The sequence below is a fragment of the Treponema vincentii F0403 genome, assembly GCF_000412995.1.
Taxonomy (GTDB): domain Bacteria; phylum Spirochaetota; class Spirochaetia; order Treponematales; family Treponemataceae; genus Treponema; species Treponema vincentii.
The window spans coordinates 625,069-650,589 of the sequence record NZ_KE332512.1 but is presented as its reverse complement, the minus strand read 5'-3'; the positions used below and the strand labels follow the sequence as shown (position 1 = coordinate 650,589).

At 45.9% G+C, this 25,521-nt stretch carries 24 protein-coding genes and 1 tRNA gene; 11 read left to right on the top strand and 14 right to left on the bottom strand.

The features are described from left to right. Nucleotides 1–9: 9 nt before the first annotated feature. Complete coding sequence (locus HMPREF1222_RS02990; RefSeq protein WP_016518150.1) at nt 10–1,122, top strand: Mbeg1-like protein; 1,113 nt, start codon at nt 10–12, stop codon at nt 1,120–1,122. An 88-nt stretch (nt 1,123–1,210) separates the two neighbouring features. Further along, a complete protein-coding gene (rny, locus tag HMPREF1222_RS02985) occupies nt 1,211–2,752 on the top strand; it encodes a ribonuclease Y (RefSeq protein WP_016518149.1) in 1,542 nt (513 codons plus the stop codon). 74 nt (nt 2,753–2,826) lie between these two features. Here the strand turns inward: rny and vapC are convergent, their stop codons facing one another. From vapC to aspS, 6 genes are all read right to left on the bottom strand, one after another. Next, complete coding sequence (gene vapC / locus HMPREF1222_RS02980) at nt 2,827–3,252, bottom strand: type II toxin-antitoxin system tRNA(fMet)-specific endonuclease VapC (protein ID WP_006189239.1); 426 nt, start codon at nt 3,250–3,252, stop codon at nt 2,827–2,829. Further along, the gene (locus HMPREF1222_RS02975) at nt 3,252–3,473 is read right to left on the bottom strand and encodes a hypothetical protein (RefSeq protein ID WP_006189240.1); all 222 of its coding nucleotides are present in this window, start codon (nt 3,471–3,473) and stop codon (nt 3,252–3,254) included. Before HMPREF1222_RS02975 ends, vapC begins: the two co-directional genes overlap by 1 nt. Nucleotides 3,474–3,713: 240 nt before the next feature. After that, entirely contained in the window at nt 3,714–4,142 is a 429-nt protein-coding gene (locus HMPREF1222_RS02970) for a type II toxin-antitoxin system VapC family toxin (protein ID WP_016518147.1), read from the bottom strand. Then, nucleotides 4,135–4,374, bottom strand: coding sequence for a DUF6364 family protein (locus tag HMPREF1222_RS02965; protein ID WP_006189242.1), 240 nt, complete (start codon nt 4,372–4,374; stop codon nt 4,135–4,137). The genes HMPREF1222_RS02970 and HMPREF1222_RS02965 overlap by 8 nt, the downstream gene beginning before the upstream one ends. 58 nt (nt 4,375–4,432) lie before the next feature. Then, nucleotides 4,433–5,461, bottom strand: a complete 1,029-nt coding sequence (locus HMPREF1222_RS02960; protein WP_016518146.1) for an EF-P lysine aminoacylase GenX — start codon at nt 5,459–5,461, stop codon at nt 4,433–4,435. 3 nt (nt 5,462–5,464) lie between these two features. Continuing rightward, nucleotides 5,465–7,225, bottom strand: a complete 1,761-nt coding sequence (gene aspS / locus HMPREF1222_RS02955) for an aspartate--tRNA ligase (protein ID WP_196799913.1) — start codon at nt 7,223–7,225, stop codon at nt 5,465–5,467. Between the two features lie 331 nt (nt 7,226–7,556). Between aspS and HMPREF1222_RS02950 the strand changes: the two genes are divergently transcribed. Continuing rightward, nucleotides 7,557–11,171 (top strand): hypothetical protein, encoded by a 3,615-nt coding sequence (locus tag HMPREF1222_RS02950; RefSeq protein WP_016518144.1) that lies wholly within the window; start codon nt 7,557–7,559, stop codon nt 11,169–11,171. Between the two features lie 220 nt (nt 11,172–11,391). On the opposite strand, the gene HMPREF1222_RS02940 is transcribed toward HMPREF1222_RS02950, so the two are convergent. Together HMPREF1222_RS02940 and HMPREF1222_RS02935 are read right to left on the bottom strand one after the other, a co-directional pair. Then, nucleotides 11,392–12,390: a DHH family phosphoesterase gene (locus HMPREF1222_RS02940; protein ID WP_016518143.1), complete on the bottom strand. Its 999-nt coding sequence runs from the start codon at nt 12,388–12,390 to the stop codon at nt 11,392–11,394. A gap of 180 nt (nt 12,391–12,570) precedes the next feature. Beyond that, the gene (locus HMPREF1222_RS02935; RefSeq protein WP_006189247.1) at nt 12,571–12,987 is read right to left on the bottom strand and encodes a hypothetical protein; all 417 of its coding nucleotides are present in this window, start codon (nt 12,985–12,987) and stop codon (nt 12,571–12,573) included. Between the two features lie 247 nt (nt 12,988–13,234). Here HMPREF1222_RS02935 and queA point away from each other — a divergent pair, with 247 nt between their 5' ends. From queA to HMPREF1222_RS02910, 5 genes are all read left to right on the top strand, one after another. Beyond that, nucleotides 13,235–14,275: a tRNA preQ1(34) S-adenosylmethionine ribosyltransferase-isomerase QueA gene (queA, locus tag HMPREF1222_RS02930; protein ID WP_016518142.1), complete on the top strand. Its 1,041-nt coding sequence runs from the start codon at nt 13,235–13,237 to the stop codon at nt 14,273–14,275. A gap of 295 nt (nt 14,276–14,570) precedes the next feature. After that, nucleotides 14,571–15,044, top strand: a complete 474-nt coding sequence (locus HMPREF1222_RS02925) for an arginine repressor (protein WP_006189250.1) — start codon at nt 14,571–14,573, stop codon at nt 15,042–15,044. Between the two features lie 158 nt (nt 15,045–15,202). Then, entirely contained in the window at nt 15,203–16,663 is a 1,461-nt protein-coding gene (locus HMPREF1222_RS02920) for a hypothetical protein (RefSeq protein ID WP_244870104.1), read from the top strand. Nucleotides 16,664–16,741: 78 nt separating this feature from the next. Continuing rightward, complete coding sequence (locus HMPREF1222_RS02915) at nt 16,742–17,464, top strand: YggS family pyridoxal phosphate-dependent enzyme (RefSeq protein ID WP_016518140.1); 723 nt, start codon at nt 16,742–16,744, stop codon at nt 17,462–17,464. A gap of 51 nt (nt 17,465–17,515) precedes the next feature. Beyond that, nucleotides 17,516–18,238 carry a hypothetical protein gene (locus HMPREF1222_RS02910; protein WP_006189253.1) on the top strand — a complete coding sequence of 241 codons (723 nt, stop codon included), beginning with the start codon at nt 17,516–17,518 and terminating at the stop codon, nt 18,236–18,238. Between the two features lie 87 nt (nt 18,239–18,325). Here HMPREF1222_RS02910 and HMPREF1222_RS02905 read toward each other — a convergent pair. Further along, nucleotides 18,326–18,407, bottom strand: a tRNA-Leu gene (locus HMPREF1222_RS02905). Nucleotides 18,408–18,774: 367 nt separating this feature from the next. Between HMPREF1222_RS02905 and rpsD the strand changes: the two genes are divergently transcribed. Further along, nucleotides 18,775–19,389, top strand: coding sequence for a 30S ribosomal protein S4 (gene rpsD / locus HMPREF1222_RS02900; RefSeq protein ID WP_006189255.1), 615 nt, complete (start codon nt 18,775–18,777; stop codon nt 19,387–19,389). Between the two features lie 68 nt (nt 19,390–19,457). Here rpsD and uraA read toward each other — a convergent pair whose 3' ends face one another. The 4 genes from uraA to HMPREF1222_RS02880 all read right to left on the bottom strand — a co-directional run bounded on the left by uraA (nt 19,458) and on the right by HMPREF1222_RS02880 (nt 22,423). Further along, the gene (gene uraA / locus HMPREF1222_RS02895) at nt 19,458–20,714 is read right to left on the bottom strand and encodes a uracil permease (protein WP_016518139.1); all 1,257 of its coding nucleotides are present in this window, start codon (nt 20,712–20,714) and stop codon (nt 19,458–19,460) included. 114 nt (nt 20,715–20,828) lie between these two features. Then, on the bottom strand, nt 20,829–21,185 hold the full coding sequence (locus tag HMPREF1222_RS02890; protein WP_006189257.1) for a double zinc ribbon domain-containing protein: 357 nt from the start codon (nt 21,183–21,185) through the stop codon (nt 20,829–20,831). 4 nt (nt 21,186–21,189) lie between these two features. Then, nucleotides 21,190–21,501: an FmdB family zinc ribbon protein gene (locus HMPREF1222_RS02885; RefSeq protein WP_016518138.1), complete on the bottom strand. Its 312-nt coding sequence runs from the start codon at nt 21,499–21,501 to the stop codon at nt 21,190–21,192. A 58-nt stretch (nt 21,502–21,559) separates the two neighbouring features. Further along, the gene (locus HMPREF1222_RS02880; RefSeq protein WP_155997668.1) at nt 21,560–22,423 is read right to left on the bottom strand and encodes a hypothetical protein; all 864 of its coding nucleotides are present in this window, start codon (nt 22,421–22,423) and stop codon (nt 21,560–21,562) included. Between the two features lie 296 nt (nt 22,424–22,719). Between HMPREF1222_RS02880 and HMPREF1222_RS02875 the strand changes: the two genes are divergently transcribed. Both HMPREF1222_RS02875 and HMPREF1222_RS02870 read left to right on the top strand, forming a co-directional pair. Then, entirely contained in the window at nt 22,720–23,367 is a 648-nt protein-coding gene (locus HMPREF1222_RS02875; RefSeq protein ID WP_155997549.1) for a hypothetical protein, read from the top strand. After that, nucleotides 23,367–24,257 carry a metallophosphoesterase family protein gene (locus HMPREF1222_RS02870; protein WP_016518135.1) on the top strand — a complete coding sequence of 297 codons (891 nt, stop codon included), beginning with the start codon at nt 23,367–23,369 and terminating at the stop codon, nt 24,255–24,257. Before HMPREF1222_RS02875 ends, HMPREF1222_RS02870 begins: the two co-directional genes overlap by 1 nt. A gap of 44 nt (nt 24,258–24,301) precedes the next feature. On the opposite strand, the gene HMPREF1222_RS02865 is transcribed toward HMPREF1222_RS02870, so the two are convergent. Next, nucleotides 24,302–25,456, bottom strand: a complete 1,155-nt coding sequence (locus HMPREF1222_RS02865) for a lipid II:glycine glycyltransferase FemX (RefSeq protein WP_016518134.1) — start codon at nt 25,454–25,456, stop codon at nt 24,302–24,304. Nucleotides 25,457–25,521 lie beyond the last annotated feature (65 nt).

Below are 25,521 nucleotides of genomic sequence, written 5' to 3'. Positions count from 1 at the left end.
ATAAATTCTATGGCAAACCTTTCCGATTATGTACAGTGGCGCGGCGACCTTTCATTTGAGGTACGCCCGTTCAACAAAATAGATGCGCTGGTTCTGTGCCAGCTTTCTTACCTTAACTTTTCCGGCATTATACCCGAACAATTTAACGGCGGCATTACGCTGGGGGAAGCTGCCCGTATCTATGCCGCCGATTCTACACGTGGAACCCCCGAAGAGTTCGGTGTGTTTATCAACCCGCTCACCGCCGATTTGCTTAAAGCCGCTGCGGAAACGGAGCGCTTCGGTTCCATCCTTTTAAAGGGGTTTGTAAACGAGGTGAACCGAACTACAAATAAGCAATTTGCAGCCCTGACTGCCGTCCTTCCGACAGGCGATGTGTGTATCGTGTATCGGGGGACGGACGATTCGCTTATCGGCTGGAAAGAAGATTGCCTGCTCTGTTTGCAGGATGCCGTTCCGTCGCATTCCGCAGCGGTGCAATACCTTTCGGCGGCGGCATCTGCCGTTGCGTGCGGCGCCGAAAAGCTCTCTATTGCGGGACATTCCAAAGGCGGCAACCTTGCGCTCTATGCAGCGGGAAGCGCCGCCGCTTCGATACGGGAGCGGATTGAGCGGATATTCTGCTTTGACGGCCCCGGTTTCGCCTTTGATATCAAACAGTGGGACGGATTTCAGGCAATTTTGCCCAAAACCGCTTCTTTTATCCCGCAGTCTTCCGTTGTCGGCGTTTTGCTTTCGTATTTTCCTTATTATACGGTTATCGAAAGTTCCGAAGCAAATACGCTTTGGCAGCATGATGCGTTTTCTTGGCAAATTAAGCGGGATGAATTCGTAACACATCAGGAAGGCCGTACCAAGGAAAGCTATTTTGCGGAAAAAGCCGTACAAACATGGCTTTCCCGTCTTGATGATACGGAACGGAAGGAATTTATTACCACGCTGTTTGAAGTGATGTTCGGCACCGGAGCGGAAACGCTTAGCGAATTAACCGCCAACGGACTTGCCCATTCGCTGCATATTTTGCAAGAGCTTCACACGGTAGATTCCGAGCGGCGCAAAGAACTCTTCGCCGTCATTAAATCCTTCTTCGGAGCCGTTTACACGCATTTTCCCTATCCGTAGTGCCTACTAAATAAGAAAATCATTGACATTTTGAGTTATTCGGTATAAAGTTTAAAATGACAGTTATATGCTGTTATAAGGAGCAAACATGTCAGGAATCATGATGGTGATCGTGTGTATTGCTCTCGTAATTATCGGTTTAATTCTTGGATGGACGATTCGCTGGCTGTATGCCAGATTTCAACTATCTGCTTCTGAACAGCGTGCAGAGCGGGTTTTACAGGAGGCTATAAAAGAGGCTGAAGCTCAAAAGAAGGATATTCTTCTTGAGGCAAAAGAACAACTTATTCGGGAAAGAAATCAACAAGAACGAGAGAACCGCGAACGGAGAAGCGACCTTCAACGGATGGAACGCCGCTTAACCCAAAAAGAAGAACAGCTGGATAAACGGCTGGAATTGGCAGAAAAAAATGAAAAGCAACTCGTTGAGCGGAAGGATGCGCTTGACGAACGTGAAAAAGTCTTGGATGGGGAGGAAGAACGGTATAAGGAAGAGCTGGAGCGGATTTCCGGTTTAACACAGGCTCAGGCCAAGGATTTGATTATCCAGAGCCTTGCAAATGAGGCGAAGAAGGACGCGCAGGTTCTTATCAATAGAATAGAAGAAGAAGCGAACCTTACCGCTGAAAAAAAAGCGCGTGATATTTTGGTTACGACCATTCAGCGGCTGACTACGGAAACGACCAGCGATATAACCGTTTCTACGGTCAGTTTGCCGAGCGATGAAATGAAGGGACGGATTATCGGGCGGGAAGGACGCAATATACGCGCTTTGGAAACCTTAACCGGCGTGGATATTATTATCGACGATACGCCCGAAGCAGTCGTTATTTCCTGTTTTGATCCGGTACGGAAGGAAATTGCCCGTATTGCATTGGAACGGCTTATTCTGGACGGACGGATACATCCCGCACGGATTGAAGAAATCGTACAGAAGGTTACGAGGGAAATTTCGCAGACCGTGTACGAGGAAGGGGAGAAGGTGCTCTTTGACCTCGGCATCCACGATATGGGACAGGAGATGGTTCGTGCGCTCGGCCGTCTGCATTTTAGAACGAGTTACGGGCAGAATGTGCTGCAGCATTCCAAAGAGGTTGCTATTTTAGCAGGTACGCTTGCTGCGGAAATCGGTGCAAATGTGGAAATAGCAAAACGAGGCGGCTTACTGCACGATATCGGTAAGGGAGCCGAAGCGGATTCCGATAAGAACCATGCCGAGGTTGGTATGGAGATGACACGGAAGATGAGTCTCGATCCGCGTATCGTAAATGCGGTCGGTTCGCACCATAACGATATAGAGCCTTCTTGCGTGGAATCCATATTGGTGCAGATTGCCGATGCAATTTCCGCCGCACGGCCGGGTGCACGCCGCGAAACGATGGATAACTATGTCCGCCGGCTTGAGAACCTTGAGGCAATTGCGGAAGGTTTCCCGGGCGTTGAAAAAGCTTATGCAATCCAAGCAGGCCGCGAGTTGCGGGTATTAGTAAACAATGAAAAGATACCCGATCAAGAAGTAAAATCCTTGGGAAGGGATATTGCGAAAAAGATTGAAAACGATCTGAAATATCCCGGCCGTATCCGCGTAACGCTTATCCGCGAAACACGTATTATCGAATACGCACGGTAGCAAAAAAGCCGTCCTTAGTAAGGGCGGCTTTTTTATGCGGTGCCGCTTTTTTGCAGCAATCATAAGCGGCAATGTCAGTGTTGAAACGGGGGGTAGGTGTTATCTTCTACCCAATCTTCAATTTTTAAACCGTTTACTCTTGAGAATTCATCTACATTGTGAGTAATAAGAATCGCGTTTTCATGCAGCACGGTCGCAGCTATAAGCAAATCATTTGCGCCTATTGGTGTACCTGCAAACTCCAAATCTTTTCGGATTTCTGCGTAATCGTAAGACATTTTATCTGTAAAGTCTACAATTTCAAACGGCTTTAAAAATTTTTCTACTTTCTCCGTAGTGGCCTCTCTTGTCCGGCTTTTAAATGCACCCAGTAAAAGCTCTCCTTTTACTACTGAAGAAATTTTTATATTTTTTGGTGAAATTGATAAAAATTTTTCTCGAATAGACGGAAACTTTCCATTCATAAAGTAAATGCATGTGTTTGAGTCTACAAAATACATTAAAGAGCCTCTCGTATTTCAAGTTTTGGTTGATCAGGTCTGGTAAATGAAGAATCGGAAACGGAACCGAACAAATCAGCCCAGCCGTCCGGATAATGAGGTTCTATGTTTTCCATAATTTTGCTTACGACCCACTTTGAAAGCGACATTTTTTCTCCATGAGCTTCATTTTCAATTTTAAGCAGCTGGTCTTGTGTAACATACAGTGATAATTGCGGCATATTCACACCTCTTATATACCACTATAAAACGCTTTATTACAAAAATCAAGTATATTTACAAGTATATTTATATAAGTAATCAGAATAAATATACGGATGTAATTTTTGCTGCAATTTCATATACCTCATTATCCTGTCGTACAGAAATCACAATGATTTCCATTATTGCCTTCGGATGATAAACTATTTTCCACATTGATTAGTCCAATTCAATATCAATGTTTTCTAATTCTTGTTCATTTATGTAGCAGCCGAAGTTATACCTTTTATAAATTGTTCAGGGGTTTGTATGATCAAATCTCTTTCTTTATAGTCTTTTATATTCCGTGTCAGTAAGGTCTCCATACCATGCTTGACTGCAGTATAATATTGTAGTGCATCTTCAAAATCAGAAAAGGATGAATTGAGCGCTAAATCAACTTCTCGTTCCTCTACCGAAATAATTTTTACTAAAAGCCGTAGTTTCCGTAATGCTTCTTTCGATTTTTCTATCCCTATTGCCTTGCGCAAAATATAATAGACATTTGCAACTACCAAAGAAGTAGTATATACGGTCAGCTTTTTCATATCGGCTAATGAAAAAACTTTTGCCGCATATTCATAGTAAGGGTCTCTTTTACACAGAACATCTAAAACGATATCCGAGTCGACAAAAATTTTTTTAGTCATATTTTTTTTCCAAATAGTCGATATAACCGTTACTTTCTAAATCTTTTTCGTTGATAATTCCTGTTAATTCTTTTACAAGAGGAGAAATACTAATCATATCTTTTGTTTCTTTGATAGAGGCTTTGAAAAAGTCTTCAACTAGCCGGGAAAGACTTTTATTATTGTTTGCCGCATAGCATTTCATCGAATCGATAATATTTTTATCCATTTTTAACGTTAATTTTGCTTGCATACGTATCGCTCCTTGTACGTACAAATATATAATAAACAGTACGTATCGTCAAGTTCATTTATATCCCGCCGTATAGAAAGGAGCTGAGCGTTTTTTTGCCGCCGAGCAGCATGATGAGGCGGTCAAAGCCCATCGCGACGCCGGAACAGGGGGGCATACGGGCGCATATTCCGCCGAAGTTGTCCGGTACGGGATGGGGTACCCGTGCCGTCGTGTTTTTGTTTGCAGCTTCGTCAGCAAAAGAGTGATTAATTTCTTCGGCGTCCCGCTCTTCGGTATAACAATTTGCGAGTTCAACCCCGCGTACATATACTTCCCACCGCTCTTTTGTCTTCCATATATAACGGCGGCCGTCTGCGGCGGTACGGGTTTCCGTCCGTTCCTGCGCAAGGCAGGGGACCCGCGCGGGGTAATCCAAAAGGGCAACCGGTACATCGGGCGGGAGCTGCGGCTCTATACAGTGCACCAAAAGCAGTTCGTATAAATCATCCCACGCCCAGCCTTCGTACTGCACCCTGCCGCCGAGCCCCAGCCGTTCCGCATGTAGTGCAAGCTCCGGCGTTTCCGCTTCGGCAAGGGAGAAACCGGCGTAGCGTTTAAAGGCTTCGTCCATCGTCAGCTGTAGAAACGGTTTGGAAAGAACGGCTCCCAATTCGGGGTCGGCAAGCGGCAGTCCCGCAACCGCCTGCGCCATTGTCTGCAAAAACGCTTCGGTAATCAGTATGGAATTGCGGTAATCGGCCTGCATGGTGTAGTATTCCAGCATGGTAAATTCGGGGTTGTGAATATGCCCGACGGATTCGCAGTTGCGGTAACATTTGGAAAGCTGAAATACCGAGCGCCCATGCGCGGCGATAAGCGGCTTGATGAATACTTCCGGAGAGGGCACGAGAAAGAGCGGAACTGCCGCCTCTTCGCCGGTTTTAAAGGGTTTGAGGTATTCCGTGCGGAACACTTCAAGGCAGCTTTCGGGGATGAGCGCCGGAGCAAGTGCCGGAGTGTCCAGCTCCAAATAGCCGCGGCCGATAAAAAAATTCCGCACCGCCTGCAAACAAGCCGCACGGAATTCAAGGGCTTCTATATCCACCGGTTATTCCCGGATGCTCAAGTGCAGTTCGGCGAGCTGCTTTTCGTCGACTTCGCTGGGGCTTTCGTCCATAGGGCTGACAGCGAAGGTGTTTTTGGGGAAGGCGATGACTTCTTTAATCGAGGTTTCGCCTGCCATCAGCATCACGATGCGGTCAAGACCGGGAGCGATGCCTCCGTGGGGCGGTGCACCGTATTTGAAGGCCTCCGTTAAAAAGCCGAACTTCTTTTCCGCATCGGCGGGGTTAAAGCCGACGATACTGAATATCCGTTTTTGCAGCTCCGGATTGTGGATTCTGATTGAGCCGGATGCAACTTCGTATCCGTTCAGTACGAGGTCGTAGAGGTCGCCTTTTACCTCGCCGGGGTTTTGCTCCAAGGTGTCAAGGTAGCGTTCCTGCGGCGCGGAGAACATGTGGTGTGCGGGATCCCATTTTTGCTCATCCTCGTTCCATTCAAAGAGCGGGAAGTCGATAACCCACAAAAAGGCGAATACCTTGGGATCGAGCAGGTTTAAATCCTTACCGAGCTTGCTTCTAACGGCGCCGAGTGCGGTACAGGCGGTTTTATACTTTGCATCGGCAACAAAGAGGAGTAGGTCTCCGTCTTGCGCGTTCAATTTTTTGCATATTTCCGCTTCCGCTCCGGCGCAGTATTTGGCAATACCGCCTTCAAAGGCGCCGCCTGCAACTTTTGTCCATGCAAGCCCCTTCGCCTTGTATATCTTTGCCGTTGCTTCCAGTTCTTCTATCTTTTTGCGGCTGTAGCTGCCTGCCTGTCCCTTTACGGTGAGCGCCTTAACGGCACCGCCGGCAGCGAGCGCATCTTTAAACACGGCAAAGTCCGTGCATTCCGCCATCCATGCGGCGTCCTGCAGCTTCATTTCAAAGCGGATATCGGGCTTGTCGGTACCGTAGAGGTCGATCGCGTCGTCATAGCTGATGCGCGGAAAGCTTTGCGCCAAATCCGCGCCGATGGTCTTTTTGAACACCGTGCGGAACATATCTTCGGTAACGTTGAGGACATCATCGCGGGAAACAAAGCTCATTTCGATATCGATCTGGGTGAACTCAGGCTGGCGGTCGCCGCGCGCATCTTCATCGCGGTAGCAGCGGGCAATCTGAAAGTAGCGGTCAAAACCGGAGACCATCAGTATCTGCTTGTACAGCTGCGGGGACTGCGGAAGCGCATAGAACTTACCGGGATACAGGCGGGACGGCACGAGATAGTCGCGCGCACCCTCCGGCGTGGATTTAATAAAAGTGGGCGTTTCAATTTCAAGGAAATTCTTACCGGTCAAGTATTCCCGCACGGCGAACGTAACCTTCGAGCGCAGTATCAGGTGATCCTGCATGGTTTGAGAGCGCAGGTCGAGGTAGCGGTACTTGAGCCGGAGGTCTTCGTTGGCGTTGGTTTTTTCGTCAATCTGGAAGGGCAGCACCGCGCTCTTTGACAGTACCATGATGCGCTGCGCCTTTACTTCGATATAACCGGTGCTCATTTCCGTATTGACCATCGAATCGGGGCGCAGCCGCACCGTACCTTCAACGGCAATACAATATTCCATCTTTAAGCCGGCTGCGGTTTCTTTCAGTTCGGGGCTCGCATCGTCATCGACAACCACCTGCGTAAGCCCGTAGCGGTCGCGTAAGTTTATAAAAGAGATACCGCCGTGGTCGCGCTTGCGGTGTACCCATCCGTTTAATACTACTGTTTTACCGGCGTCGCTTTTTTGCAGCTGACCGCAGGTAACTGTCCGTTTCATTTCTATCATAATAGTATAAGTATAGTTGAAACGGGGCATTTATGCAACAAAACGTATTGCATCATCTATCCGGTACGGTTCCTCTAATAGCAGATACAAATAGGCATATAAAGTTAAGGAAAAGCTCTTGCAATTGATAGAAATTTCGGTTTTTACGAGGTTCCTATTTGTATTTTTGTAAAAGACAGTGTATAATAAAAATCGGAGTAAAAGGGTAAAGTGTGATTGTCTAAAAAGATAGCGGATTGATTGGAAATTCTTGTTTGTAGGGAACCTCTAAAGGCTAACCAAGTTTTTAGAGATGCCCTATAGTTATGAAGGAGGAAAGAATATGAAAAAACTGCGTTTAATTTCCGTAAGTATTTTGTTTGCAGCGCTATGCATTATCTTTACGGCCTGTAACCAAGGTTTGACAGCCGGAAAAGGTACCGGCGAGGTGAGGATTGTCATCGACAATGGGGCAACCCGTGCCGTTAATGCCGAGGGAATGCCTCAATTTGATGAATCCAATACTAAGATTACCGTTACCGGCGAGGATGGTAATCAACTGGCGGAAGGAACAACATCGGTTACGCTGACGCTTGATATCGGAAAGAAAATAAGCATAAAGGTTGTTGTAACAACCGAGGCAGGCGAGTGGCGCGGTACAAAAGAGCACACCGTTACGGCAGGAACCAATACCGTTGCCGTAAAGCTTTCCAAAGTGCCTAAGAGCGTTGGGAATATCCTTTCCTATGTTGTAAAAAATGATCTGTATGATTCTAAAATTACGCTCAAGCTGGTAGGCAAGCTGCCAGACGAGAAATTACTTGTTGAAAATAGTGGAATCGGCGGCAACTATTTAGACCGGCCGGTTATTGCCCGTGACGGTATCGGACGGATATATATGCTCTATGACAAAGGCGGTTCAAGGAATCTTACCCGCTTCGATGTAGAGGGAAATGAAGATACCGAATTTGCAACAAAATTTGGTGAGATTATGCCTATGCTACCGCCCGGTGTTACTATAAGTACTATCGATACTATAGCGATCGATGCAGACGATAATTATATCTTTTTGTTTAAAGACAACTACGTTTATTGTTTTAAAGAGAAAAAAGACCATTCTTTTGAGTATTTTAGAGGTACTGCATACCCGAACGTAGCTGCAACATTGCGCGTTACCGCTGCTGCAGCATATAACGGTGTATTGTTTGCCGTGTATAGGGGGAACTTATATGCTTGTAAGTTTGAATTTGAAGATGCTCCCGGTCATGCCGATATTAAGTTGTTAAAATTTGACTCGCAGGTGTCAAGCAAACCGTTGGATAAACTCCGTCCCGCTTCAGGGGTTACCGGTGGTAGTGCGGATACCGAGTGTACCGGACTGTTTGCCGATGAAAGCGGCGTATACTGCCTGCTGCGGGAACAGAAGTCGGATGCCAGTCAGCTGTATATGGTAGGGGCGCTTATTCAGTATACGTATAGTGACGGCGCTCTTACAAAAAAACAAGCTATAGGGCTGCATTCCAAGGCAGGAGGAAGCGATCCGTCTCTTGCCTTTGATGCAAATGCTTTTGTTAATCCTGTCTGCTTTATCGGCTATGATGAGGACTATCTCTACATTGCGGACGACGGCGCTGAAATAAACGAAAATGCCTATATGGGGGGCTTTTATACTGCCGGAAACAAAAACCGTATTGCAGCGGTCAAGCGCGATACCACAGCGTTGTCCTTTGACGATTCTACCGCCGATGTAACATGGTTTGCAGAATATACCGCTCAGTATGCAGAAAAAATACCGACTTTATTGTGGTCAACAAACAAGGGTACCCATGCGGTTACACTCAACCTGAAAATAGCAGGCGGTACTGTAAAAAAACTTGTATCAAACATCCGCAATCAAAAGACTGCGCGGGATAGTACCGGCGCTGTCTATCTACTGTATAAAGGCGGTTATGGCGGTGAACTGCATCTTGAACGCTTTGCTGCTGACGGCACAAAAGATACAACATTCGGGACTGCAAAATCGGAATTTACCTTCCCTGACACCTCGGTTACCGATATTGCCGTCGATTTTAAAACGGGAGATGTCTTTTTGCTGAAACGTACGCAAGACGGGGCGAATACTAAGATTACCGCATATATGGCAAAGAAGACGGATGGGGGATATACCGCTTTCAGTGCTGCCCAAACGGTTACTACTCCCGGCTCTCCCGGTAACCGCAGTATTGATTCCGTTGCTGCGTTTGACGGTACGCTCTTTGTCGCGATGGATGTGCAAGACTTAACTAATCAAAAGAAGCTCTATGCCTATAAGATGGAGACGGCTTCAAAAGACTCTTTCGCATTCACTGGGGCTTCTGCAGACGCAGAGCTTCGCGCACTCCGCCCCGTAGCCGCTTTGGCCACTTTGGATAAAAGAACATGTACCGGTCTTTTTGCAGACGGGCAAGGGGTATACGCCCTGCTGACCCAGCAAGATCCATATTCCGGCATCTCCCCTTATGCCCTTGGACAGGTGGTACGGTTTAGCTATGACGGTTCGACGCTGACGGAAGATACATCAGTACCGAACAGCGGAGGTCTGAATCCCGCCGCATCAGGTACCGGGGCTCTCGTGTATAATCCGGCATATTTGTCTAATCCGGCAGGCTTTATCGGCTATGACGGAGACACTCTCTACTTTGCCGACGACGGCGTAAATATCGAATACAAAAACGAAAACTACCGCATCAACGGTAACAAAGACCGCATTATGGCGTTTAACCGCAAAGATAAAACTGTTTCTTTCATAAGTGCGGACGAAGCGTCATGGTCCGAAATCTACAATGAGTACAGAAAGCCCAATACAAAGGTGCTGCTGTGGGAAAATGGTAAATCCCCTGTCGTTGGCATGAAATATTGGCTAAGCGATGACGGTTCAACCGCATCTCCTGATAATGCCGATGCACTTTGGGCTTCAACGTCGTCATCAGAAAATCCTACCGATGTTTTCTGCTATGACCAAGACGGCAATCTGTATATCTTGTGGAAAGACAATTCGAATAATTACAAAGTCAGACGGTTTGACTTGCAACCGCCGGCAACAGCAGAAGGAAAAGAAGATTATTACGATAAGGCAATAATTCAAGATGCGAATTTAAATTTACAGGCAGGAGAGACTGTCAGCGCCATTGCCGTAGATGTTTCCGACGGAACTAATTATTTGTATTGCGCTGACAATGGTACACACAAGATACACCGCTATTCGTGGATATCTTCTTTTGACAGTGCTTACCGTGATGCAGGCTATAGCATCAGCGTAGGGGATGAGACCAAAACTGTTACCGCGCTTGCCGCAAACAAAGATGGGGTATTCGCCGGCGTACGGCTGAATAATGCCTCCCTCAATCCGACAAAATATTTTCTATCGGTAGAAAAATACAAGAAAACGGATGGAAATTCTGCCGGCGGAACGTCGATGGGGCAGGAAGACATACCTGCGGAACCGACTGACTCTTCTCCGTATGAGAAGATTGAGAAGTCAATTAACGGTTTGCAGATAGTTGACGATGTCCTGTATGCCATTACAGCAAAGGAAGAACACGGGTTGAAGGATGATAATGGGTATCAGCTTGATAGCTTAAAAAACAGTGGTGAGCTGTACAAAATCGGTCGTACGGATCAGGCAATGCCCTACCCGCCTTTAGAGTCAAAAGCAAAACCTGCTGATGATACGAACAAAATCGGCTACGGTTTTTACCGCTTTATTGCCGTTAAGCCGAAAAAACTGGTGATTGCTTCCGACGGTGCATGGGGCACAGACGGAATTTCTTCATCGAATCATGTTGAAGCTAACAATAACAAAGTCTTTGAATATGACTTAGAAAAAACGTTGCTGGAAGAAAAAGCGGATGCCGCCGGTGGAAAATTCTCTAAGGAATTGATAAGAGACACATCCGCCTCCGGCTTTGACTGGAAATAACCCCATATCGATGGGCTCTATCGGCCTAGCACCCTTTCGGCGTGCTGGGCAACAAAAACCGCTTGTCAGCCTCTGTGTTCCGGTGTACGGGACGGAGGGGCTGATTGGGCGGTTTTTCCCTCATTACAGGCAGAAGCACGGGCTCTGCTGGATGAATGATGGGGAGGATCAATTCATAATTATGAATTATGAATGAAAGCTCCTGTTTTCCGATATACGCCTATACTTCTTTTTCCATCTGCGGAGCAAACGCCGCGACAAACTTGGGGATCAGCTGTTCGGCAATTCCTTCTATATAAAGACCTGCAGCCTGCTTATGTCCGCCGCCGCCGAACGAAGATGCGATAATGCTGACATCGACGGTATCGAGGGAGCGGAAGCCTACGCTGCAGTGTGTTTCCGTATCCTGTCGGACAATACAAATCGCCTTTACGCCTGCAATACTTTGAATCAGCTGATATGCCATATCGGAATCTCTGTTTTCGATACCGATTTCCCGTTTGTCCTGATATGTTTCATACGAAACGATGAGTTTTCCGCCATAATACGGCTTCATCCGGGCTAATACGCGGGAAATGAGCGTCCGCGAACCGAAAGATTTACCGCCGTTAATCGCTGCAAATGTGTATTTAGGATTAGCGCCTGCTTGTACCAGCCGCGCCGTATGGGCAAAAACTTCACCGCTCCGCTCATCCAAATGGCGGAAAAAGCCGGTGTCGGTGCAAAGCCCGAAGAACAGCATCTCCGCTTCTTCCCGCGTTACGGAACCGGTCATCGTTTCGATAATCGTTTGAATAATAAATGTTGTTGAAGGTGCATCCGCATATACCAGCGAACCTGCTTCTTTTGTCGTGTTGGTAGCGTGATGATCGATGCAGATTGAAGAAAAACTCGTAAGCTGTTCGGCAATATCGCCGGTTCTCTCTATCCCCGAACAGTCAACAATGATAACGCCTGTTTTTTCAGGACTTTGCATAAGCTCTTTCGGAACCTGTGCGGAAAATAGCAGTTCGTAAGTCTTTATTTCCGGGCGTTGGAAGGGGCCTGCAGAAAGCATCTTGGTCTTTTTCCCCAGCCGTTGTAAAAAAAGCGACATCGCGATACTGCTCCCGATACAATCGCCGTCCGGTTCTTTATGACCGGCAATGAGGAACATCGGATAGGAATGTAAAAAATCGATTAATTCCTGCGGAACGGCAGGTGTAATAATATCAGCCATAAATACCCTCACCCCGGTACGGCGTAATTGTGTTTAAGATACTTCAGAACTTATAAAATTTCGGAGCAGACATTTGTAATTTTAAGCAGCTGAAAAGCACAGGCCTATCTTTTAAGAATATGGAAATCTCTAAAAACAAAACGCCCTTAGAGACTCCCTTTTGCCTGCTTTTGAGACGGATTAAAACTCAAGTGCGAGCGATTCTACACCTTCAAATTTTTCATTGTATTGCTGAGGATAAGGCAGCATACCCCATACTTGAGTGCCTCTATCACTCGGAGTTGAAATTCTAATATATTCGCATTTTCCGTCGCGGATAAAGAACGACAGATACGGATTAACACGGCTATTAATAAATGAAATATCCGCTTTATTTTCTTTCGGGCTGAACCATTCCATCGGGATGAATGCCTCGCCGGTACCCAAACCTGCCCGCCGATAGATTACATAGTATCCCTTAGGATGAGGGAATATTTTTAAAAGCTGAGTGTGAACATAATATACGTCAGCTTCTTTTGATTCGGCAGCAAGGGGAAACACACTCACTGCTCCAAACAGTACAACACAGAGAATAAAAAAACGGCATATCTTTTTCATAAGGCTCCTCCAGAATATGGTGAAGGAATTATAACAATGGATATAAAAAATTGCAAGCGCACGCATGGCATCACGTTAAATCTAAGGGGAACTTCTAAAAACTGATTCGCAGTCCGCGAAGCGGATAACTTAATGAATTTCTTTACAGAACAAGCCGATAGGCTTGCAGTTTTTAGAAGTTCCCTATTGCCTCGTCTTGCCACTGGGAAACCTTTTCGGGTATAGTGCTTCTCGTTTTTGAGGCCTTATGTTTACAAAAGATTTTGATTTTGACCTACCGAAAGAATTAATTGCACAATATCCTTCAGCAGAACGCGGAAATGACCGGCTGCTTGTATTAAATAGACGGACAGGGGCTTTAACCGATGCCGTGTTCTCCGATTTACCCGATTTTTTGCCGCCTGATTGTTTAATGGTGTTTAACAATACAAAGGTACGCCATGCCCGTTTGTATGCCCGTACCGGAAGCGGTGAAGCCGAGTTTTTGCTGATTGAGCCGCTCGATGAAGGCTTTGTCTGGAAAACCATAGTCAAGCGCGCCAAACGGCAGCGGGAGGGGAAGGAGTACATCTTTGACGACGGCACCCGTGCCGTGCTGATTCCACCCCCTTCCCCCAATGCAGCGGAAACCGATTGCAAATATATACGATTCGACCGCTGCATTGATGACCGTTGGCTGGAAGCCAACGGTCATATCCCGCTGCCGCCGTATATCAAGCGCGGCGATACGGATGAAGATGCCGAGCGGTATCAAACCGTATACGCAAAAAACACCGGTTCGGTCGCAGCACCCACCGCCGGTCTTCATTTTACGGAACCTATTCTGCAGGAATTGGATAAACGGCATATTGCGCGTACCGCCGTAACGCTGCATGTCGGGCTCGGTACGTTTTTGCCGGTTCGGACTGAGGTTGTCGAAGAGCACACGATGCACTCAGAAAAATTCTTTATTTCGGATGAAACGGCGGCGGCGGTGGAAGAGGCGCACAGAGCAGGAAAAACCATCCTTGCAGTGGGAACCACTTCCGTCAGAACGCTTGAATCCGCGTGGAAATCCGATACGCAGCAGCTGAGCCGTGGGATGCATGCAACCGATATTTTTATTTATCCGGGATTCCGGTTCGGCCTTACCGGTGCGCTTCTTACCAACTTTCATACCCCGCAATCGAGCTTGGTTATGCTGGTATCCGCCTTTGCAGGCCGCGACAATATCTTTGCAGCCTACCGCCATGCAATAGAAAAAAAATACCGCTTCTTCTCTTACGGCGACGCCATGCTTATCCTGTAAGGACTGCCTTCTGTGCGAAATTTAAAAAAATTTCGCACATTTTTTCTGGTAGAGGCAAGTGCATCAGGCGGGATAGATAAAATCGCAGTGTAAGTGAGGCTGTGAGACCATTTGAACCGCGAAGAGGTTCAATTCTGGTTGAGCAGCCTCACTTACACTGCGGGCATATTCTCAAAAGAGCCTGATGCGTTTGTCATTCTTGGTTTATGCAAAATCATGCATATTTTTGGAATATTTTTTTATTTTTATTGACTTTTTTGAATATTTATGCACTATTACTCCGTAGGTGGCATAAGTGAAACAGCGGCTGACAAGATTAAAAACAATCAGAAAACTGATAAAATCATATCCGATTGAATCTCAGGAAATGCTGCTCGGTTATTTGGATCGCGAAGGATTTTCCGTGACACAGGCGACCTTATCGCGCGATTTAAAGATGCTGAAGGTCAGCAAGGTCTCCAACGGAAAAGGTGATTATGTTTACACGGTTCCGAGTGAAGACCATCCTCATGAAACCGAGCAGGCCGGCATTCAGGATTTTTTACGCGGGTATATTTCTATAGATTATTCGGGAAATATGGCGGTTATCAAAACCTATTCGGGACATACCGAACTTATTTCGATGGCGCTCGAAAATATGGGGTTTGAATCCGTCCTCGGTATTATTGCGGGCAGAGATAATTGCGTATTTATTTGTTTGAGAGAAGGCGTAAGCGGCGAACAGTTTTTACGCGAGCTGAAAGACCGCATCCCCGAATTAGAAGACTGACGGGCACTGATGCAATCTATCATCCTGATTGGACTTTTAGCGATAGGATACTGTTGTTTTAAGATATGATGAGAAAATGCCGATACCATAAAGGTATGAAAAGCGTTTATTTTAGAATACCTTCTTGCTTAATAGGCGGTATTCTCGTATGCATAAGTATGGCAGCCGCTTTCGGGGCGGATTCGTCCGTGCCGAATTCAAAGACTGTGCAAAGGGAACCCGGCGGTAAGGAAGCCGTTGTTACGGTAGAAACGGTAGCAGGCGAAAATCCGCAAACGGTGCATCTCTATCCTTTTGATCAGATACCCGATTCTTCCGAAGTCCGAGGAACTATTATTTCTTCATGGTTTGCCGCTCCGATTGAACAAGTTATCAAAAAAGCATCGGAGCTGCATACGGATTCAAAGGGAAATACCTTTACGGTATCGGGAACGTATGCGGAAAACCGTAAAGACGGGTATATCATTTCTATAGTTCCCGAACTTACCGATTACAGTCTGCCGGAACATAAACTTGTTCCCCAAGGTACGTGGATGCTATACCGAAATCTTGAAACGGGGGCTCCTTCGCTTATTAAAATATATCCCCGTGAAAATCCCGCTCTTTCGGTTTCGCTTCGTCCTGCGCCTCAAAAGGCTTATAGCGGTAAATCGTTTATCGATATATGTCTTTTTAATGTGTATGTGCGCAAGGATATCGCAATAGGGGTTCCGTTTGAGACGCTCTACACCATTTCGCTTTCACGGTTGAAAGAATTGACTCAGGCAATCATCCCATGGGATTTATTTAATCCGCCTCGTTATGACAGTACCGTTAAAGTGATGGCTCAAAGAGTAGAAAACCTTAGGTATCGGTTGGTGCCGCTGAAAGACGGCTGCTTTGATCATAATGGGAAACCGGTGCATATCAGCAATTCGCAGCCGCAAACCGAACTGGAAATAACATCTGCGATGAATATCGACCAACTCCGTTCGGAAGTAATCGGCGGTGTCGATTCGGCGGGGTTTGCAAAGTGGATTATCGATGGGCTTGTCCGTCCCGTTGCGGGGCAGGGGACTGTTATTGAATCTTTAAAACGGACAACCGAAGTACCTAAGACTCATTTTACCAGACCTTATCTGGATACAAAAAATGTTTTTTTCGGGCTGGATTGGATACGGAATCTCGGTGCAGCCGCTTTAAGTTTAAATCTGAACCGTACGGTGTATCCCGATACCTCCGGTTTGGATGTAAACAGCTGCCCTTTTGCGCTTACCGATCCGGCGGTTTCTGCAGGTGCGGAAACCGGAGCAGTAAAGCAGCCTGCTTTTTTGGGATACCAGCAATATGCAGGGTATCAAACGGCATACCTTTTGCCGCTTTTATATTATTTCGCTGTTACCGAACCCGATCATTTTTATCTTGCATGTATCAGCACGGTGTCCTCCGCTACCGAGCTGAGATTGTATGACCGTATAGCCGTATTTTTTCCTTATTTTGACAGTTTGGGTGACTTTCATCTTGATATATATGAAGACGGTACACAGGTGCCGGCAGAAGAGTTTGTCGAAAAAAATAAAGATTCCTATACGGCGCTCGTACGGGTACGTACTCCGGAGGAAGGGCTTTTTAATCCGTAACGGCAGCATATACGATTCTTGCATAAATACCGAAGGGGTTATATAATTTAAAATATCAGGGGCTTTAGGTAAACTCTTATGGAAAACACTATTCAAGAAAACATCCGGCATATTATGGAACGGATTAATACAGCTTGTAAGAAGGCGGGGCGCGACCCAAAAGAACTTCAGCTGCTGCTTGCAACAAAAACCGTTGAGCCGGAGCGGATTCTGCAGGCTTTTTCTTGCGGATGCACCTTAATAGGCGAAAACAAGGTGCAGGAGCTGCACGATAAATATGAAGCGCTTTCTGCAGTTCCCCATACGGCACATTTTATCGGGCATTTACAATCGAATAAGATTAAGGAGGTTATCCGGTATGTGCAATGCATACAATCAATTGATAATCTCGATACGGCACAGAAATTGGAACAGCGGCTTGCGCAGGAAGGGCGCAGCATCGAAATTTTAGTACAGGTGAATACTTCGGCGGAAGAAAGTAAATTCGGCTGTAAGCCCGGGGATGCAGAAAACTTGGTAAAAGCAATAGCTGCCTTGCCTCACCTTAATATTCGAGGATTTATGACCATCGGGTTGTTTTCCGGAGAAGAAGATAAGGTACGCGCATGCTTCCGCTGCCTTAAACACGTGCAAAAGCAGGTTGCCGAAATGAAGCTTCCGAATATTTCTACCGATGTTCTTTCGATGGGAATGTCGGGAGATTTGGAAATTGCAATTGAAGAAGGTTCGACAATGCTTCGCATCGGAACGGCCGTATTCGGCGAACGCCATTATCCCGATACTCACTATTGGCCAGCTTAGTAAGATAGACAAAATGCCGGTAGCCTTGTTAAGGAATGATACAGCACCGTTATGATGAAAAAAAATATCCCGTTTGCAGTTGTATTGTTATTATGTGCAGTTGCCGCGTTCGGCCAAGATCTTACCTATGCACGCCCGGCGACGGACGGCCTTGATATTGAACTGTCTCAGGTACATCTGGTTGCGGAAGCTTTTGAGGAAGAACGTATTGCATATCGGTTTGAACTTGCAGAAGGAAAAAAACTTTCTTGTATAGAAACCCAAAAAACATTGCGGATACGTCAAATGACTCCTTCTCAAGGTACCCTTTACGTCTTTATACCGAAACAAATGCTGCTGGAAAACTGCAGTATACGGGTTAACCGTGCGGATATCCGTCTCGACGGAGTACAGGCAGTGCATATTCTCGCCATGTTGAATATGGGGGCAATAACGGGCAGCGATTGTGTATTTAAAAATGCCGTTATCAACCTCGCACGGGGTACTTTGTCGTTTAATAAAACGCAGATTGTCAGATCCTGCGCATTTACCGTAACCGATGCAGCGGCCGATATTATCTTTCCTGCGGAAGAAACCGAATATCATATCGATTACGTCCAGAACGGAGGTTCACTCGCTATTGCAGGTAATACGCTTACCGGGAGTCCGGGCGAATACGGCAGCGCGAAAGCAAAACGCCGTATTATCTTTTCGGGAGGGGCAGCCCGGGCTTCGATACATTTTACACAAAAAGATACGAAAACGGCAGCTCCGCAGCAAAATTCGGAAAATTAAAGAGGCTGCACCAATATATAAGTGTGCGCTTGCGTAAATTTGGGTAAAATAAAAAAGGCTTCTTTTGAATTTCAAAAGAAGCCTTTATGCGGCGAACTGGACTTGAACCAGCACACCTCGCGGCATCAGCACCTCAAGCTGACGTGTCTACCAATTCCACCACCGCCGCATTCGTAACGATGACGTACTATATCGAAGATTTTAAATAAAGTCAAGACCTTCTGAAAAGACAATTTCAAAGCAAGTGGGAACCTCTAAAAACTTCAGTTTTTAGAGGTTTTTCTTAGATTTTCGGCTAGCTCTATATTAGATTTTCGGCTAGCTTGACAAAACTTGTTGTTTTGCGATAAGTTGTATTGTTATGTTTCGCCGTACGCGGCTCTCATCTCTATGAAGTGCGGCGGGCATGATCCGGAAAACATCGGGCATTCCTATTGCGGGTTCCTGTGTTTTCCATGCTCTTTTTTATCGTTCCCTAATAAAAGAGACTATTATGACACCGCTGCGGTGTCCTTATTAGATTTACGAGGTGAAAAATGGCAACGAGACAGCCGAAAGGTAAATTGGTCCGCCGGTTCGGATCAAATATTTTTGGAAATCCTAAGTACAGTAAGTTATTGGATAGAAAACCGAATGCGCCCGGAAAGGAACGCGGCGCTAAACAACGCGGAAAGCTCTCCGTTTACGGTGAACAGTTAAAAGAAAAACAGAAATTCCGCTTTGCTTATGGGATGTCCGAACGTCAGTTCAGCAATCTGTTCCAAAAGGCATTGAAGATGTCCGGCGTTACCGGCGATAATATGCTTTCTTTAATGGAGCAGCGGTTAGACAATACCATTTATCGAATGGGCTTTGCAGTAAGCCGTGCGCAAGCGCGCCAGATGGTTTCCCATGCGTATTTCTTACTGAACGGTAAACCAGCAAATATCCCGTCCATGCGGGTTAAAGTCGGCGATGTTATCACAACCAAAGATAAGAAAGGTTTTCAAAACCTTATCCGGCACAACTTGAGCACCGTGCAAGGAGGAAAAGGTTCGTGGCTTTCCGTTAACGATGAAAATCTCTCTGCAACGGTAACAACGCTGCCGACTCCTGCCGATATACAGCCTGTTGGAAATATTCAGTATGTTGTTGAATTCTATTCTCGATAATTTTTAAAAATTTGAGCATCCTGTGCAGTGTATTTCCTGCACAGGAAACTGCACTGTCTGACGCTTTTTTAAGATTCTAAGGCGTTTATTTTTTCAAAGATATAAAAGATTAAACTCATCAATACCGCAACGGCGGAGGCAAGTACCATGCCTTTAAACTCGATTTGTCCCAGCCTAATGGATATGCCGCTTAATCCGGTTGTAAAGACAACGGATGTCAGCATCAAGTTTTTCGGTTTGGAATAATCTATTTTTGAGTCAACCAAGAGCCGGATACCGGATGCACCGATCATACCGTATAATAAGAACGTTACGCCGCCGATAACATCGCCCGGTATGGTTTGAATAATTGCTGCAAGCGGGCTGATAAAGGCCATCAGGATGGAAATGACGGCTGCTCCCCCGATAACGTACACGCTGTATACACCGGTAACAGCCATAACACCGATGTTCTCCCCGTATGTTGTCGTGGGAACGCCGCCGACCATACCCGAAAGCGCTGTGGAGAAGTTGTCTGCAAAGATAGTGCGGTGTAATCCCGGATCTTTAAGAAGGTCGCGTTTAATAATGTTTGAGGTAACTACCTGATGGCTGATATGCTCACTGGTGATGACAAGCAGTACCGGAAGCATTGTTAAAATTGCTTTGATGTCGAATTTAGGCAGCTGAAAATGGGGAAGGGTAAAAAGTCCCGCTTCTTTAATCGGTGTAAAGTCGACTAATCCAAAAAAGACGGAAGCTGCGTATCCGGCAATAATTGCGATAAGAATTGGAATAGTGGAAAAGAAGCCTCTAAAAAGCACCGACCCGAATACTGCAACGCCGAGGGTTATAAAAAAGACGACGATATCTGCGGTAGCAACGCTATCGGTCATAATATTGGCGCCGATATTGCCGCCACGGATGGTAAGTCCTACCAATTCAAACCCAATAAGCGCAACGACCGAACCCATTGCTGCAGGGGGTAGGATAATATCAATCCATGATGAACCGAATTTATAGATAATCAAAGCGATAAGACATCCAAGCAGTCCCGTTACCACAAAGGCACCGAGCGCATATTGAAATCCCATGCTTGAAATAATCAGTCCGGCAGGCCCTAAAAACGCAAAACTTGAACCTAAATAAGCCGGTGCTTTTCCCTTACCGATAAGGATAAAAAGCAGCGTGCCTACTCCGTTCATCAGCAGTACTATACCCGGATCGATTTGGAAAATAATGGGAACCAGAACCGATGCACCGAACATTGCAAATGTGTGCTGCAGACTGAGCGGAAGAAAAAGACTTGCCGGTACTTTTTCATCTACCTGATAGATTTTTTTCATCAAAACCTCCACCGAAATATACAAGCAGTACCGAGCTATGCCGCCGGCACTTGCCCAAAATTTCCACACTATAGCATTTTTACTGCTTTCAGTGCAAGGGGAAGATTGCCATTTTTAATATAAGATGAAAATGAGGGTGAGGATTGCGCACAGTAAAAGAACCAGCCCGTATACCCACAAAGGTAAAGGATCGGTATCGGTACTGGTAGTATCTTTATGTCCGGTAAACTGAACAATACGAAATTTCTTTTTTCTTTTTTTTACATTATGTTTTTTATTCTCTTGCACATCAGGACTAAACGCGTAACCGCATGAAGGGCATCCGTCTTTAAATTCTTTGTGAGTTCCCGTAAATCCACAGGCAGGACAACGTACCGAGGCAAAAAAACGACCGCAATTCGGGCAGATTACTGCATCACGGCGAACTTCTGCATTACAATTTTCACAAAAAAATTTAGGTTGTTTATTCATATGATTAGCTTGAACAAGCACAGCTGTTTGAGCAACCGCAGCCGCCGGTGCAGCTATGCGGCGTCGTAACGTTTTTTTCGGCCGCAGCAGGATTTCTATCGGTTTTTCCTGCGGAAGAAGGTACCGATGATGCCGTGTTCCGTGTATCGGTTTGGTAAAAGCCTTTGCCGGTAAAGTTTAACCCAAATCCTGCAGACAATATTTGGTGGGCGGGTGCTCCGCATTGCGGACAAACAATGACGGGATTATCGGTCATTTTGTGCTGAACTTCAAATGTTATCTTGCAAGAATCGCACATATAGTCATAAGTAGGCATACGTACCTCATCGGTTAATAGAAATAAGTCAGGGCAGTGCTAAACAACGCTTATGCTGTTAAAAATGATATGCTGCAAAGACGCCCTGCAATAATTTAATCAATTCTTTTTCTGTAATATCGGCATTTTCTACGAAAACAGAAGAGCCTTGCACGGAAAATTCTCCGGCCATACTACGGCTAAGAAGCAATCTGATGACGAGTGCCGAACGGGCATCAACCGCCTCAAATGCTGCAGAACACTTATAGACAGAGTCGATATTTTTTTTCAGATAGAGTTCTATCGATCGTATCGGAAGATCGACCCCATCTAAGCCAAGCATGGCGGTTATCAGGCGGCTTCCCGACCGGGTATATAGACCGATTTCACTGATGCTGCCGGATTCGGGTAGCGCTTGGAACCGAGGAGGGAAGATAGGCGGGCGAGGATCGGCTATGTGTTGCAAAAACGCCGCCGTATTCCGCTGTTCGGTACCTAATAGCATAAAGGCTGTCCTTTCCCGCATCAGTATATCCGCAACCGCAGAAGAATAATAGCTGGTATTGCTGAGTGCAGTTGCCTTATGTTTTTCCCAGCCGTCTTTTTTTGAAAACAGTAAATCACCCAAACTGGTAGGATAAGACCCGGTAGATATAACGGTTACAGACGGAACGGCTCCGTACTCCGCCCCGATATACAACGCCGACGTCCTATCAAGGTATTGCGCCGCTGTTTTCTCCGGTACGAAAGCGGTAAGTACGGTCTGCAGTAAAGGTTCATTCCCGTACACAGGAGCAAATACATACATGTCCGCTTCCGTTCCGATGGCGCCGAAGGCTTGGGTATCATGCTTAGGGGGATGCGATACACAGCTGTTTGTCAGCATAATAACTGCGATGATAAAACCGGCTCCTAATACTTTAGAAAAATAAAACTTTTGCACGTAAATCCTCTCTATCCGCATCTCATGTTCCTACTATATACGGAGCGCTATCTGCTGTCAAATATTCCATAGAGGCTTCATTGAGGGGACTATGCGGGCTCTTGTCTGTTTCTTCTTTTATCAATATAATGCGGCCTATGCTCTGCATAATATCAAAATTACCGTGGTGTCAAAAAAAATTTTTAAAAGTACAGATTATCAAAGGCCTTTCTCAGATTACATCGTTTAGTATCTTACTGCTAGTACAATATTGCTTCGCTCAACCCCTCTTGGGGAATGAAAAAGCGGACAGGGGGATGTTTGACGTCAGCACTGCAGCTTCTTTCAATATTAAAAAAGGGTTGGAACCGAATATTTTTTATTTTGACATATTGGGGCAGTATTCCTGCCGCTTTGCCGAAGCTGCAGTAGGGATTCAGATTACGTCTGCAAATACCGATGTTCTCCTTAAAGCCTTGTATACCCCTCTTCATAATCTCCGGCATAAAATCGGAGTAGGCACAACGTATCATTTTAGTTATCTCTATACCATCGGCTCTATCCATGATCTTTTAGCTTCTTTTGAGTATACACTGACGTTGCCCGACGCCTTTATTTTCTTTGCGCAGACAGGGTATATGTATCAGTGGATACGCGCTTCTGTGCCGCATAGCCGTACCATTGTTATTAGTCAGCCGTCGATAACATTTGCCGTGCACTTTACCGGTATTATCAAAAAGGAATGGTATCTGGGCGGCGGTATCAGCTCGTACGAACGGTTCCTTTATCCGGTTTTTGCAAATCCTTCCTTTAGCATTGACCTCTATTACCGGTCCCGCGGCGATCAGCTTCCTCAAGGTCTGTATTTCGGTTTAGAAGGTATTCTACGGTATTCTGATCTCTTTACATTTTCGGGCTATCCTGAAAATGTTGTGATTAAATCCGTTATCGGGATGGAATTATAATGCGCATAAGATATTTTCTTTTCTGTATTCTGTTTTTTAGCTCGATGAGTTGCTCATTAGGCGTTCAGCAAGCTTTTTGGCGGCCGCATCCCGTTGATGCGCGGTCAACGGAAGTGGCAAAACTGAACGCTGTTGAGTTTCCGTTTATCGGCAGTCCAATGTCGTTAAAATATGATTGCTTGATCCTTGCGGACATTCATTTTGGGAATAAAAGGCATCCTGCATGGCAAAAACTGTTTTTTGCCTCTTTAAAACAATACCGAGAGACGCATTCAACACCGATGCTGTTTTGTATCATTCTCGGCGATGTGGCTCATCACGGTTTTGCGGCTGAATACGAGACTGTTAAGGCGTTTGAACAGCGCATTGCCGAGGAAAATAGACTGCCGGCTTACGGGGATATTCCGATGCCGGTGTATAATGTCGTCGGGAATCATGATCTCTATAATTCCGGTTGGAAATTGTGGCAGCAAACATGCTATCCGCATAAAAGTTCCTATTATTTTGAAACAAAAAAACTGGAATGGTATTTTTTAGACACTGCAAGCGGTACATTAGGTAGACCTCAGTTTTATAACTTAAAAGAAAAATTCCGGGACTCTTCAAAAACGAAATTTATTTTTACCCATTACCCGCTGTACAGTAACGGTATTGTGTATTTCAGCCTTTCCAATCCCCGTGAGCGTGCCGAACTTATTTCGCTTTTTGCACAGACACACGTAAAGTTATATTGCAGCGGGCACTATCATCCCGGAGCATACTACGACTATGCAGGATTCCAAGAGTATACCGTAAAATCCTTTGGTTCATTCGGCAAATATCATATTTTGCATGTTGATGAGTCAGGGGAAGAACCTGCTTTCAGTATAGAAACTATTTCCCTATTATAATGTATCGGATGTTGCCGCCCGATTGTCTTTTTTAACCCGCGGAATTATGTTTTTCGAACGCGAAGCTTTTTTTTGAGCGTTTTAAACCAAAATGCCCGAAGCCGTTCGGCAAAGGAGTATAGGCAATAACGGCAGCCTCGTACGGGAATGTCTAGCGTTCCAACCCGATGGATAATAGCTCCCCCAAATCCCGTTTTAAAGCGGTAAAGGCCGTGCATGGGATGGGCGGGGTCATCGGTAGGGGGAATTCCGTAGAAATCATAAGAGCGGCTGCCGTATTTTTGAGCATCCTGAATTGCCTGCCACTGCAAGAGGTATGCGGGCATAAGATTTCGGTGTTCATTCGAGGAAGCGCCGTACAGATATACCGCTTCGGCAGGAGAAAAAAGCGTAATGATTGCTGCAAGCGGTTTTTCTTCAAAGTAAGCGATATAAACTGAAATAAGGATGTGCTCGGAATCAGAAGCACGGGCGGCAGCAAGCCGGCAAAGCGATCGGTAATAATTTTCGGTATGAATGGCAATACCGTCTCTTACTGCGGTTTCTCGGTAGAGCTGATAAAAAACCGGAATAACTTCTTCCGCTTGGCTGCCGGAAAAACAGCGTACTTGTACGCCTTTTTTTTCGGCAAGCCGGATATTATAACGCCACTTCGGTTTGCATGCATTGAGCAGCGCATCAAGAGGCTGCTGTAAATCGAGTTGCACCGTATCGGGGGGCTGAATATCTGAAACCGCTTTACGCAAACGGCACGGTGTCTTACCATCGGTACAGGGAATAAGCGGAAAGTTTTGAGAATACGCTTCCTGCACTTTTCTCGCTTTTCCGCTTTTTATTGCACATTCCCACGGTGGGTCAAACCGGATTAAAAAAACATACGGAGGCAATAACGGCACCAGTTTTTCCGCAAGGTTTGCAAGGGACGTGCCCCGTTTTTCTGCCGTTTCAGGGAGGCTTGAATCACTGGTGATGAGAATATCCGGCCCCATCGGAATATAAGCCAAGTAGCCGAACGGTTTTAATTGCCGCAACAGCACGGTGAGCAAAAAAGAACGGGTGCCGGCTGCATGTACCTCGTATTGCCGGTATGTCCACCCCTGCTGTTTTTTAAACTCCGCCCAAAAACGGCTCTGCAAAAAATGTTGAGCAGGCGGTTTTGCTGCAATATCAGTGCATTCTTTTATCGTCAATGTGTTCATAGTTGGCAGGAACGATAGCGGAAAAAGAAGCTTTTGTCAAAGCATCGGTTCGCTTGTATTTGTTT